Origin of the sequence: Micromonospora sp. DT229, from assembly GCF_049844505.1 — a bacterium.
Lineage (GTDB): Bacteria > Actinomycetota > Actinomycetes > Mycobacteriales > Micromonosporaceae > Micromonospora.
Window position 1 is genome coordinate 206,312 of sequence record NZ_JBNCLD010000008.1, and the last position, 13,072, is coordinate 219,383.

The 13,072-nt window shown below is 71.0% G+C and carries 8 protein-coding genes; 2 read left to right on the forward strand and 6 right to left on the reverse strand.

Annotated features, from left to right (window positions below; genetic code table 11):
• Positions 1-52: 52 nt before the first annotated feature.
• Both ACLQ2T_RS15410 and ACLQ2T_RS15415 read right to left on the reverse strand, forming a co-directional pair.
• Entirely contained in the window at positions 53-2,497 is a 2,445-nt protein-coding gene (locus ACLQ2T_RS15410; RefSeq protein WP_425766814.1) for a M14 family zinc carboxypeptidase, read from the reverse strand.
• Positions 2,498-2,620: 123 nt separating this feature from the next.
• Complete coding sequence (locus ACLQ2T_RS15415; protein WP_350697899.1) at positions 2,621-2,701, reverse strand: putative leader peptide; 81 nt, start codon at positions 2,699-2,701, stop codon at positions 2,621-2,623.
• Positions 2,702-2,786: 85 nt separating this feature from the next.
• Between ACLQ2T_RS15415 and ACLQ2T_RS15420 the strand changes: the two genes are divergently transcribed.
• Positions 2,787-2,978 carry a hypothetical protein gene (locus ACLQ2T_RS15420; protein ID WP_425766815.1) on the forward strand — a complete coding sequence of 64 codons (192 nt, stop codon included), beginning with the start codon at positions 2,787-2,789 and terminating at the stop codon, positions 2,976-2,978.
• Between the two features lie 62 nt (positions 2,979-3,040).
• Here ACLQ2T_RS15420 and ACLQ2T_RS15425 read toward each other — a convergent pair whose 3' ends face one another.
• Together ACLQ2T_RS15425 and ACLQ2T_RS15430 are read right to left on the reverse strand one after the other, a co-directional pair.
• The gene (locus ACLQ2T_RS15425; protein WP_425766816.1) at positions 3,041-5,866 is read right to left on the reverse strand and encodes a M36 family metallopeptidase; all 2,826 of its coding nucleotides are present in this window, start codon (positions 5,864-5,866) and stop codon (positions 3,041-3,043) included.
• Between the two features lie 150 nt (positions 5,867-6,016).
• Positions 6,017-8,788, reverse strand: coding sequence for a M36 family metallopeptidase (locus ACLQ2T_RS15430; RefSeq protein ID WP_425766817.1), 2,772 nt, complete (start codon positions 8,786-8,788; stop codon positions 6,017-6,019).
• Between the two features lie 344 nt (positions 8,789-9,132).
• Here ACLQ2T_RS15430 and ACLQ2T_RS15435 point away from each other — a divergent pair, with 344 nt between their 5' ends.
• Entirely contained in the window at positions 9,133-9,558 is a 426-nt protein-coding gene (locus tag ACLQ2T_RS15435; RefSeq protein ID WP_425766818.1) for an SRPBCC family protein, read from the forward strand.
• On the opposite strand, the gene ACLQ2T_RS15440 is transcribed toward ACLQ2T_RS15435, so the two are convergent.
• Both ACLQ2T_RS15440 and ACLQ2T_RS15445 read right to left on the reverse strand, forming a co-directional pair.
• On the reverse strand, positions 9,540-10,067 hold the full coding sequence (locus ACLQ2T_RS15440) for a DinB family protein (RefSeq protein ID WP_425766819.1): 528 nt from the start codon (positions 10,065-10,067) through the stop codon (positions 9,540-9,542). The genes ACLQ2T_RS15435 and ACLQ2T_RS15440 overlap by 19 nt on opposite strands.
• 80 nt (positions 10,068-10,147) lie before the next feature.
• A complete protein-coding gene (locus ACLQ2T_RS15445) occupies positions 10,148-12,997 on the reverse strand; it encodes a condensation domain-containing protein (protein WP_425766820.1) in 2,850 nt (949 codons plus the stop codon).
• Positions 12,998-13,072 lie beyond the last annotated feature (75 nt).

The following is a 13,072-nucleotide window of genomic DNA, read 5'->3' on the forward strand; positions in this document are numbered from 1 at the left end:
GCTGGGCGGCGGCGCGGGCCCCGGCGAGATCGCCGGGGCCCGCACGCTCAACTCACGGTTGCGCGGCCCACAGCAGGGCCCGACCCAGTTGCGGTTGGAGCCCCTTCGGGTGCAGCCGGAAGGTCGGGTTGGTGCCGAGGAGCACCACCCCGTTGCCGCCCGCACTCACCGTGCGCACGATGCTGGCCTGGTTCGCGGCGGCGGCCTGCCCGTTCGCCCCGGTGGTCGCCCACCAGCCGGCCAGCAGGGGATCCGCCGCGTACGACTGCTCCACGGTCACCCCGGCGCCCAGGTTGGTGAACCAGACCGGCTGGCTGATGAAGCTGTGCGCGCCGGCCCCGGCGGTGACCGGACCACCCCGGTTCACCACGTTGACCACCCCGCTGGCCAGCGACGGCCCTGCGGTGGCGGTGACACTGAGCAGCGAGGTCGCGTTGCCGAAGCTCGCCCCGGCGGTGCCGAGGCCGACCACCCCGCCGCCTCGGGCAAGGAAGGCGTCCAACGCCGCCCGGTTGGCCGGGGTCAGGTTGGCCACGTTGAGGCTGCTCGCCACCAGCAGCACGTCGACCTCCTCGGTCAGCGTGTCGGCAAGCGTCGCGGCGGTGACCGCCCGGGTCGCGAAGCCCAGGGCGGCCAGGGTGTCCCGGGCCTCCACACCACCCAGGTAACCGACGACGATCTCCTTCACCGGGGTGCCCCGCCAGCGGGCCGGGGCCCGCTCGAAGGTGACCCCGTGGGTGCGGACCGCCTCCTGGAGCAGCCTGCGGCTGCCCGGGGTGGTCTGCACCACCACGGACCCGTCGGCGAGCCGGTGCACCCGCAGGCCCTTGCGGATCAGCGAGTTGACCACCAGCAGGTCGGCGGAGTCCTGGATGTCCAGCCGCACGTCGGTGCTGGCGGGCGGCAGGGTGCCGCTGGCCACCCCGTCGTACACCCGGGTCAGGTGCACCTTGGGCAGCTTGGCGTCCCACAGGGTGTCCACGGTGGCGCCCCAGGTCAGCCCGTGGCTCCAGGCCGCCGGACCGGCGTAGAGGTCGTCCACCCGGTCGGTCAGGTCGATGCCCGGTTCCAGCAGCGAGTTGACCAGACCCCGCTTGGGCTGGTGCAGGTCGATCACGTACGAACCGGCCGGGTAGCTCTTGCCGGCGGCCCGGAAGGCGTGCTTGGCCCGCCACACCCGGCCACCGCTGCCGATCAGCAGGTCCACCAGGCGTGCGGCGGCCGGCTCGGACCGCTGCCCAGGACCGGTCGGGATCACGTACGCCCGGGGGAAGACGGTCTGGTAGTTGTCCTCCGGGCCCCAGCCCGGCACGAAGCCGTCGGGAATGTCCCGCAACGGCTCACCGGCCCAGCCGCGCCGGTAGACCTCCGCCTGGTCGAAGATCAGTTGGTTGCGGTGGTCCTGGATGTAGCGCAGCGACGACTTGATCGCCACCTCGTGCACGTCGGTGTTGATGCCGGAGCGCCGCACCCGCTCCTGCGGGGTCAGGTTGGCCCCGCGCGGGTTGAGCGGCGCCTCGATGGTGTACGGGATGCTGCTCTGCAACAACGCGAAGGACGGCACGTAGATCGGCGGGAAGTCGTCCCAGACCCCCGGCGCGTCGTCGCGGAACGGGATGCGGGCCCGCTGGGTCTCGGAGTGGCCGAGGGCCCGCAGGTCCGCCTCGATGCCGAGGGCGTTCGGCAGGGCGTGCTTGATGAACAGGTCGTACTCGTTGTTGACGTTGTGCGGCGGGGTGCTCGGGTGCAGCAGGGTCGGGTTGACGTAGCCGTGCAGATCCAGCGTGATGATCGGCTTGGTGTCGATGATCAACTCGCGGATCAGGTTCGTCTCCGGCTGGGAGACGATGGTCAGATCCCGGTTGAGGTCGTACCCGTTGTCGTTGGGGCGGGTGCCGGCGATCCGGCCGTCCGGATTGGCGGTCACGTTGAAGATCAGCCGGTTGCGCTCCAGCAACCGGACCACCTCGGGGTCGCGGCTGGTGGCGTACTCCTCGATGACCCGCAGCGCCGCGTCGGTGCCCTCCCACTCGTTGCCGTGGATGTTGGCGTTGATGAACAGCGGGGTCTTGTATCCGGCCAGCAGCTTGCGGTCGGTACGGGCCCGGACCGGGTCCTCCTCGATGAGGCGCTTCCACTCCTCCTGCTGACGGGCCTGCTGCCGGGTCTCCGGGGCGGTGACGACCACCGCGTACAGGTCATGGCCGCCGCTGGAGGTGCCCGCCACCCGGGCGGAGACCCGGTTGCTGGCGGCCTGCAACGCGTTCAGCTTCGGGGCGATCTCGTGGTAGGGGACGACGCCGATCGGGATGGAGGCGTCGGCGGCGTTGGCCGGCCAGACCGGGAGCACGTTCTGCCGGGGGTAACCGGTGATCTGGTGGAGACCGGGCGACGACGGTGGTACCGCCGGCAACGCCGAGGCGTTCGCCGGCGCGACCCAGGCCGTCGTACCCAGCAGGGCTAGGGAGAGCCCGGCGGTGGCCAGGCGTACGGACATGGTGTGCACGATGGACAGCTCTCCTGTCGGATGAAGCGACTGCCGTGCGCGGACGTGCGGGTAGGGCCGGAGACCTACGGCATGAAGTCGCCCGCGGCGGGCAGAAGAGGGGATGACCCGGCGTCAGCGGCAGGGTCGACAGGCAGCGCTGGCGACGCGCAGGAGGTCGATGTGACCTCGCTTCGTCAGGTAGGCGCTTCGCACGACAATGATCTTTATGGAAGACCCGTCGGAGTGTCAAGGGTCATGAGCTGACAGTTATCCCTGGGTGGGTCGCTCCAGGGCCGACTTGAGGGCGGCCAGCCTGGCCACCGGGGCCACCGACCGCACCCTGGTCACCATCGCCGAGGAGGGCCGGCGACCCACCCCGCAGGGGCAGCGTGCCTCGTACGGCACCTGCGAGGGGTGGACGAACATGCTCTGCTGCCTCAAGGCGTGGCTGGAGCACGGAATCGAGCTGCGGACCGGCTTCTACGCCTGACCCGACCCGTGGACCGGGGAGCGTTCCGTGGCTCGGAACGCTCCCCGGCTATCGATCAGGGGTTAGCCGACGAACTTGAAGTAGGTGCGGTACTGGAATCCGTTGTCGAGGGTGAGCACGAATTCCCGGCAGGTGCCGGCCCAGGCGGGGTCGGTCTTCCAGACGTAGTTGTACCGGCCCTTGGCGTTGACGGACATCTTCGAGTTCCCGGGGTTGACCGCCTTGACGGGGGTCGGCCGCGGGGTGATGGTGCCGTCCGGGTTGACGGTCTGCAGGGTGTCGCAGTCCACCAGACGCGAGTACGGGGAGTTGCTGGCCAGGATGTCCAGGCCCCGGTTGCTGGCGAGCTGGAACTGCATCGGCGCGGCCGATCCGGCGCTGATGGTGGTCATCCCCGTACGGTTGAGGAAGTCACCACGGCACGACGGGTGGGTGTCGAACGCCTCGGTGTTGTCGTCGCGGTTGGTGGTGCCCTGTACGGCGCTGTAGCCCAGGCCCCGGCGGGCGAAGGAGGCCCACAGGGTGCAGGAGTTCTCCCCGCCGGTGAGGGCGGCGTCCGCGGCGATGATGGCGTTGCGGCCGGTGACGAAGCCGGGGCCGCAACCCTGCATCTTCAACCCGTCCATCACCAGTTGCAGGGCCAGGTTGTTGCCCCCGGTGCTCCACGGGTCGTAGACGTTCGGGTTGAACCCGTGCCGGTCGATCAGGTCCCAGGTCATGTCCCACAGCACGGCGGCCCAACCGTGACCGATGCCGTGCGGGGCGGCCAGGGAGGTGCCGTCCAGCCAGCCACCGGTCTTGATGCTGTCGTAGGTGAAGGGCTGGATCTCCATGTTCCGCGAGTACGGACGCGGCCGGAAACCGTCACCGGTGCGGCTGTCCTGGAACAGCGCGTACTGCCCGTAACCACGCGGGCCCTCGGGGTTGTCGATGGAGGGGTTGATCAGCGAGACGATCGCCAGGAAGTCGCTCCAGCCCTCGCCCATCTGCTCGTTACCGGTCAGGCAGTTGACCGTCGGGCCACCGGTCAGCCGCAGCGAGACCCCGTGACCGTACTCGTGGAAGATCGTCTCCGCGCGGAACGAGGCGTCCCGCATGGCCGGGCGGTCCAGGTTGCGGTGCACCCGTCCGGCGGACGGCAGGGCGGCCTTGATGGCGTTGCCGTCGGCCTGGCTCACCATCACCGCGGGGATGCCGACCGCCGGGTTCATCGACCCGTTCATCACCACCGGGGCGCTGGCCACGTTGTTGACCACCACCACGGCGGCCGCGCCGGCCTGCTCGGCGTTGCTGACCTGGGTGTAGTAGTTGCAGCTGCTGCTGCGGTCCAGCACGGCGATCGCGCCGGCCGGCAGGCTGTACGCGGTGCAGCCGTCGCCGGTGGCGCCCACCCCGTCGTCGACCAGCGCCAGGTCACCGGCGAAGCCGGCCCGGGTGGGGGCGGGGGTGAACCGGGCGTACTCCGCCTGGTAGGTGGCGGCGCCGGCACCCGAACCGACAGTCACCGCGTTGGGCAGGCCGAACTGGTTGCCCGGCCAGAGGAACATCTGCATCCGGGGCCGGCCGCCGTCCATCGCCGGGGTGGAGAAGTTGGCGTTGTTCTGGCCGGAGCCGTCGTGCGCCTCGCACATCACGTCGTCGCCGCCGACCCCGCCACGGCCGTAGTTGTTCACCTGGAAGTTGCCGGCCGGCTCGTCGAAGCCGTACCCGTAGGTGAGGTCGTGCACGACGTTGCACCAGTAGAACTGGTTCACCACCGCGGCATCGCGGTAGGTCTGCGGGTGCTCGTCCAGGTCGGCCGGGAAGTCGAAGTTCAGACCCGGTCCGCCGTCGGGGGAGCTGCCCGGGTCGACCTGGTTGTTGGCGTCCCGGTCGGTGTAGGCGTGGGCGTTGTTGCCCCGGGTGATGGTGTACTCCGGACCCGGGACCCCGTCGGTGTCGTGCCAACCGTACGGCGAGGCGGTCCCCTCGGCCGGGTTGGTCACCAGGTTGCGCGGCCCCTCGTTGGCGTCGTTCTTCGGGAACTCGAAGACCCGGTAGCTGGAGCCGTCGACGGCCTGGTTGCGCGGGAGGACGGTCGGGATCTCGACGTCTGCGGCGGTGGTGGCCCCGGCCGTCCGCTGCTCCGGTCGGCCCAGGGTGGCGGCCAGGTCCCCAGGACTGTCGTGGGTGGTCCAGTCGTCGCTGTCGAGCAGCTCTCCGGTCTGCGCGTCGACGGCCACGTTCCACAGGTGCGGGTCCGAGGAGTCGTCGATGACCAGCTGCCAGGCCAGGCGCAGCCCGTCCTCGGTCGGCTGCCAACCCAGCTTCGCCGGGATCGGCTGCTCGGAGATGCCGCTGCCGGAGACCACGGTGCGCTGGGCCGCACCACCGGCCCGGCTCATCACCCGCGGGCTCTTGGGATCGGCCAGGTCGAGGGCCTCGGCCGCGGCCTCGACCGCCTCGACCGCGTCCAGCGAGGCCGCGCCGGAGGCCTTCTCGGCCAGGTCGGCCACCAGGCTGTCACCGACGAAGACGACACTGCCGTCCCGGGCCAGGTTGACCGTGGCGGTGGCGCCGAACACCTCCAGGTTCTGGTGCCGCTGGGCCAGGTTCACATGGGTCACCCCGTTGTGCCGGCTGGTGTACATCGAGGCCACCGCGAGGTCGCTGAGGTCGGCGGCGCTGACCCCGTGCTGGACCGGGTTGGCCCGCAGGTAGTTGACGGCGAGGGCCTCCGGGGCACCCTCGTTCGGGCCGGTGAGGAAGATCGGGTTCGGGGTGTCCGCCCCTTCCTCCGGCGCTGCGGAGGCGGGCGCGGAAACCGATGTCAGGGACACGACGAGGGTGGTGGACAACACCAACGCGGCGTTGCGTCGACCACGAGATCTCCGGGGGGATGAGGGCACCAGAGGCTCCTTCGTTGTACGGGTACGGCGGCTTGTCGCCGCGCTGCACCGCGGCCCTGGTAAGCCGCGATGGCAGGGTGAACGCACCGGAGGGAGCGTTCCGACTTGCGGGACGCTCCCTCCGGCTCTACCTCAGATCGTTGCTGGGGATCAGCCGATGAACTTGAAGTAGGTGCGGTACTGGAATCCGTTGTCGAGGGTCAGCACGAATTCCCGGCAGGTGCCGGCCCAGGCGGGGTCGGTCTTCCAGACGTAGTTGTACCGACCGTGGGCATTGACGGACATCTTCGACTTTCCGGGGTTGACCGCCTTGACGGGGGTCGGCCGCGGGGTGATGGGCCCGCTCGGGTTGACGGTCTGCAGGGTGTCGCAGTCCACCAGACGCGAGTACGGCGAGTTGCTGGCCAGGATGTCCAGGCCCCGGTTGCTGGCGAGCTGGAACTGCATCGGGGCAGCGTCGCCGGCGTCCAGGGTGGTCATCCCCGTACGGTTGAGGAAGTCACCACGGCACGACGGGTGGGTGTCGAACGCCTCGGTGTTGTCGTCGCGGTTGGTGGTGCCCTGTACGGCGCTGTAGCCGAGACCCCGGCGGGCGAAGGAGGCCCACAGGGTGCAGGAGTTCTCCCCGCCGGTGAGGGCGGCGTCCGCGGCGATGATGCCGTTGCGGCCGGCGACCAGGCCGGGGCCGCAGCCCTGCATCTTGAGCCCGTCCATGACCAGCTGGAGCGACAGGTTGTTGCCGCCGGTGTTCCACGAGTCGTAGACGTTCGGGTTGAACCCGTGCCGGTCGATCAGGTCCCAGGTCATGTCCCACAGCACGGCGGCCCAGCCGTGACCGATGCCGTGCGGCGCGGCCAGGGAGGTGCCGTTCAGCCAGCCGCCGGTCTTGATGCTGTCGTAGGTGAACGGCTGGATGTCCATGTTCCGCGAGTACGGACGCGGCCGGATGCCGGCGCCGCTGCGGTCCTCCTGGAAGAGGGCGTACGGACCCATGCCGCGCACCCCGTCGGCGGTGTCGACGCTCGGGTCGAGCAGCATGGTGACCGCGAAGTAGTCGCTCCAGCCCTCACCCATCTGCTCGTTGCCGCTGAGGCAGTTGATGTTCGGGCCGCCGGTCAGGCGGTTGGAGATGCCGTGACCGTACTCGTGGATGACGATGCCGGCGTCGAAGTCACCGTCGCGGATGCCCGGGTGGCTGGGGTGCTTGCGCACCGAACCGGTGACGTCACCGGCGGCGATGGCGGCCTTGATGGCGTTGCCGTCGGCCTGGGTGACCGCGACCGCCGGGATGGCGACCGGCGTGCCGGTCATGGAGCCGGTCAGCACCGGAGCGGCCCCGGCGGCGTTGTGCGCCACCACGACGGCCTTGGCGCCGAGGGACTGGGCGACCTGGGTACGCAGCAGGTAGGTGCAGGCCGCGGTGCCGCCGTCGACGACCGCGATCCAGTTGCCGCTCGGCAGGGTCGCCGGGTAGGTCGCCGGGGCGCAGCCGGTGCCGCCGTAGACGTAGCGGTGCCCCGGCAGGCCGGCCACCGAGGGGGCCGGGCTGAACCGCGACCAGCTCGCGTCGAACGAACCCACGCCGTCCAGGACGACCTGGTTCTGGGCACCGAACTGGTTACCCGGCCACAGGTACATCTGCATCCGCGGGGCGGCGCCGTCGGCGGCCGGGGTGGAGAAGTTGGCGTTGTTGGTGCCACCGCCGTCGGCGGCCTCGGCCCGGACGTAGTCGCCGCCCACGCCGCCACGGCCGTAGTTGTTCATCTGGAAGTTGCCCGACGCCTCGTCGAACCCGTAGCGGTGGGTGACGTCGTGGATGATGTTGTTCCAGTAGAACAGGTTCGCCGTCGCCGCGTCCCGGTAGCTCTGCGCGTGCTCGTTCAGGTCGACCGGGTTGTCGAAGGTCAGGCTCGGCCCGCCGTCCGGGCTGCTGCCGAGGTCGGGGGCGTTGTTGCTGTCGGTGTCCTGGTACGCGTGGACGTTGTTGCCCTGGGTGGTGGTGTACTCCGCGCCCGGCGCCCCGTCGGTGTCGTGCCAGCCGTACGGCGAGGCGACCCGGTCGGCCGGGTTGGTCACCACGGTGCGGGGGCCGTCGTTCGGGCTCTCGGCCGGTCCGGCGTACACCCGGTAGCTGGAGCCGTCCTGCACCGGCTCGTGGGTGTGGAAACCGGCGCTGTTCAGCGTGGTGGCCCGCCCGGGCGCCAGGGCGTCCAGGTTGTCGGCGACCTCGTGGGCCTCGTGCTGGGTCGTCCAGTCGTCGACGTCGAGCAGCTCGCCGCTCTCCGCGTCGATCGTGGCGTTCCACAGGTGCGAGTCCGAGGAGTCGTCGATGACCAGCTGCCAGGCCAGGCGCAGCCCGTCCTCGGTCGGCTGCCAACCCAGCTTCGCCGGGATCGGCTCGTCGGAGATGCCGCTCTCCGACACCACGGTCTTCTGTGCCGCGCCACCGGCCCGGCTGAGGACCTTGGGGCTCTTCGGCGCGGCCAGGTCCAGGGCGTCGGCGGCGGCCTCGACCGCGTCGACGGCGTTGAGGTCCGCCGTGCCGGAGGTGCCCTTCGCCAGGTCCGCGACCAGGGTGTCGCCGACCAGGATGACGCTGCCGTCCCTGGCGATGTTCACCGTGGCGGCGGCGCCGAACACTTCCAGGTTCTGGTGGCGCTGGGCCAGGTTGACGTGGGTGACACCGTTGTGCCGGCTGGTGTAGCTGGACAGGATGCTCAGGTCGCTGAGATCCGCGGCGTTCACCCCGTGCGCGGCGGCGTTGCCGCGCAGGTAGCGAATGGCGATGTCCTCGGCGGCACCGTCGTTCGGGCCGGTAAGGAAGATCGGGTTCGACCGGGCCGGGGCCTCCTCGGGCGCGGCCGAGGCGGGATTGGCGGCGAGTGTGGTCAGCGACGCGACGAGGGTGGTGGTGAGTACCACCCCTGCGGCACGTCGGCCACGAGATCGATGGGGCTGTAGGGGCACCTTTGCTCCTTTTGGGGGTTGAAAGGACAGCGCGGGCTCCGATTCACCACCGCCGAAGCGGTCCGTCACGGCTTTCCGCGACACCCGCAAGGTGGTCACTGTGCGTGACCAGATCCGTGCGAGGTGAATCGCGTTGACGCTACGGTGCAGCTCACGGCCGGTCATCCGACTGATGACCAAACATTTCGATGATTCGCTTATACATATGTCGATTGCACTGGCCGTGGCAGGATGGCAGGGTGCCCGACCGGTCGGCTCCCGCCATCGCTTTCACGACAACCTCTCTGGTTTCCTCCTCTGTGGAGGAGGTCTTCGACCACCTCAGTGATCCGCACAGCTATATCGGGCTGTCGCCGTTGATCGTGGCGGTGGACGAGGTGCGTACCAGCCGGGACGCCGAGGGGCGCACCGTGACCGACTACGTCGCGGTCGAGCGGTTCCGGTTCCTCCGCCTGTTGCGCTGGGACAACCGGATCCGGGTACGCATGGTCACCACCCGGCCGGGCGCCCGACTGGTCAGCGAGGTGGTCAGTCCCGCCAGGGTGCGACTGCGCGCGGTGGTGGACCTGACCGCCGAGGCGACCGGGACCCGGGTGCAGGAGCAGGTCACCGCCACCGCCCCGGCGTTGCTGCGGCGTTTCGTGGCCGACCAGGCGCGTCAGGTCGCGGCCTACCGGGCGGCCGAGTTGACCCGCCGGATGAACGATCAGGCCGGTTCCGCCTGATGCAGCAGCCGGAGTTGGCCGATCTCGGCGGCGTTCTTCATCAACTCGGCGTTGACCCAGGCGAGCAGATGCGCGACGGCGTGCTCCGGGTCGTGCGGCCACGGGAACGGCGCCACCCGGTCGAGGTCGGCGTCGGTGAGCCGGTCCAGCACCTCCTGCCACTCGGCCCGTAGCTCACCCAGCCACTCGATGGTGGGCGTACCGTCGCCGGGCCAGTGAATCTCGGTGCGCTCGCGGGGTGGCCGACCCTGAAGGTGGTCGAGGGCGACGCTCCACCACCAGCCGATGTGCCAGGTGAGCCAGGCGATGGTGGGCACCGGGACCGGATCGGGCTCGGTGTCGGCCCAGTCCGGCACCCAGTGGCCCGCCGGGTCCCGGCGAACCGTCCAGCAGTGCGTCACCGGCTCCCAGCGGAACTGCTCCGGCGTCAGCCGCTGCAGGTGGTAGTCGAACAGGGACCAGGTCAGGTCGAACTGCCAGCGCAGCAGGTCGCGACGCGAGGAGGACATCGCCGGATCATCGCATCCGGCGCCGTACCGACCGAGCGGTTTTCGACCGGTGGGCGGCTGACCCGGCGGCGGTGGGCGGGTCACCCGGCGGCGGTGCCGGGCGTCCACGGCCAGGGCACGTCCCGGTGGGCCGCCTCGACCAGCAGCGCCTCGATGCCGCGCAGGAACGGCTCGACCCGCTGGGCCGGGAAGTACCGGGTGTCGGCGGTGACGACCAACTCCACCCCCTCGGGTGCGTCGAGCACCTGGAGACGGCACCGCCACGGGAACTGCTCAAGCTCGGCCAACCAGCGGAAACGGCTGTCCGGCAGCATCGTCCGCAGGCCGGCCCCGTCCGGGCCCGACGGCGCCGGGCCGGCTTCGTGGAGCAGTCGGGCGTCGTTGAGGTAGCAGTAGGGTGCCAGGAAGGTCCGGTGCTCGTGCCCCAGGTCGGTGAAGGTGCGCTCCCATACCGCCGGGTCGTAGTAGGCGTGCCGGTAGGCGTCCAACGCCGCCCGCCCGGTCCGGGACAGCAACTCGGTGAAGCCGGGCCGACCGGACAGGTCCAGCCGACACAACCCGATCTGGTTGAGGGTGCCGATCGCCTCGGCGTGCCCGGGCTGGAACCGGTTGTTGGCCATCACCACGATCCCGCAGGTCTGCCGGCCGCCGTCGCCGGTCAGTCCGGCGGCGGTGGCCGCCAGGATCACGTTGGCGGTGCTGGTCCGGTTCCGGGCCGCGACCAGCCGCACCGCGTGGTGCGCCGCCGTGGACACCAGCGAGCCGCGTCGGTAGCGGGGCTCCGGCGCCGGCCCGACCGGGTCGGACAGGCTGGGAGTGAGGTCCGCGAACTGCCGCACCCAGTACTCCACCGCCCGCTGTGAGCGCCGCTGCTCGACCTCGCGCTCCCGACCGGCGAGACCCAGCGACTGCAGGCCGGCAGCGGCGGGTGTGGAGCCGCCCAGCAACGCCCGCAGGTCGCGCAGCACCAGGTCGGCGGCGTGGACGTCGACGGTGGCGTGGCTGAGGACCACCACCACCTGCCGTACCCGGCCGTCGACCGTGACCAGCGCGGCCCGCAGCGGCCACTCGGCTACATGGTCGAAGCGGGGCCCACCCAGCCGGGCGGTCAACCCGGTCGCGGCCGCCCGGCCGTCGGGGTCCTCGGCGGGCCGGGGCACCGGGTGTACGAGCACGGGCATCCGGCCCGAGGCCGCCGCCTCCTGGTGCAGTTCGTCGTCGCGGCGACGGAACCGGGTGCGCAGCGACTCGTGCCGCTCCAGCAGGGCGCCGATCGCCGTGACGGCTCGCGCGACCGTCAGCTCCGCGCGGGCGGGGACGGGCAGCTGACGGGGCAGGCACAACGCCCGGTACCCGGCGGGGGAGTCGAACTCCTCCAGGCTGCGCCACATCGCCCGCTGCCCCCAGGTCAGCGGCGCGTTGGCGGCCCGCCCACCCGAGAAGGAGGCGGAGACGACCTCCTCACCCTCGGCGAGGACCGCTACGCCTCCCGACCCGCCACCGGCCGGGATGGTGGCGGGAGCCGCGCCGGGGGTGGCGCCCGGTGACCAGGGCCAGGGCACCTCGTTGTGGGCCGCGGCCACCACCAGCTCCTCCATCTCGCGCAGCTGGGTGTGTACGGCGTCCATCCCGATGTGCCGGGTGTCGGCGGACAGGGTGATGCCCACCCCGCCGGGTTCGTCCACGACATGGGTCAACATGTGCCAGGCCGTCTGATCCAGCCCCTCCGTCCAGGACAAGGTGCTGGCGGCCATGGCGGCCCGAAGATCGGCGGGGGTCGCCGCCGGTGGCCGCCCGCCACCACCTACCGACATCCGTACGTCGTTGAAGTAGTACTGCGGCCCGAACATCGAGTCGAAGTCGATGCCCTGCTCCTCGAAGGTCCTGCGCAGCGAGGCCGAGTGGTAGTAGGCGTGCCGCAGGCCGTTGAGCGAGGAGGTCCAGACCCGGGAGAGCAGCTCGGTGAAGTCGGGCCGACCGGACAGGTCCATCACGCAGAAGCCGACCTGACCCAGGTTGGCCACGGCCTCGGCGTAGTCGGTGCGGAACCGGTTGTGCGCCATCGGAAACAGGCCCACCAGGGTACGGCCGCTGTGCCGGGCGGCGACCGCGTGATAGGCCGCCAGCAGCACCGCGGAGGCGCTGACCCGGTGCCGGGCGGCGACCATCCGGGCGGCGGTGTCGATGGCGGACGAGACCAGCACCCCCCGGCGTACCGGAGGGTCCAGCCCTGGTCCGGTCGCCTCCCAGGGTTCCTGCGGCAGCCGCCGGTATTCCCGCAGCCAGTAGGCCGCCGACCGCTCGGAGCGTCGGAGGTCCGGCCCGTGCTGGAGCACAGCCACCTCGGTCGACTGCGGACCGGGCGGGGTGGGCAGACTCCCACGCAGCAACAGCAGCCGGAGATCACGCAGCACCACCTCGGCGGCGTGGGCGTCCACCGTGGTGTGACTGAACACCAGCACGACCTGGCGTACCCGGTCGTCCACCGTCACCAGCGCCACCCGCAGGGGCCACTCGGCGCTGTGGTCGAAGGCGACGTCGCCGAGCCGGGCGGCGGCTGCCCGGGCCGCCTCGGCACCGTCACCCACCCCGGCGCAGACCAGCACCGGTAGCACCCCGTTCGCCACCGCCTCCTGTCGCGGCTCGCCGTCGATCACCGGAAGCCGGGTGCGCAGCGCAGCGTGCCGGCTGACCAGCGCACCCACCGCCCGCAGGGCGGTCGGCAGGTCCTTCGCGGCCCGCGCCGAGACGGCGATGGAACGCCGCAGGTTGAGGAAGCGGTGGTTGGAGCCGAACCGGCTGATCGAGCGCCAGAGCACCTGCTGAGCCCAGGTCAGCGGCGCCGTGGTGGCTCCGGTACCGCTGAACTCGACGGGGGCCAGGGGCTCCGAGGCCCACTCGACCGGGATGACGACGTCCGCGAATGGCATTCCTGACGGTAAGACGGACCGTACGGGTGCCGGATCGATCGATCGAGTCTTACACAGTGGACCGATCAGCCGATC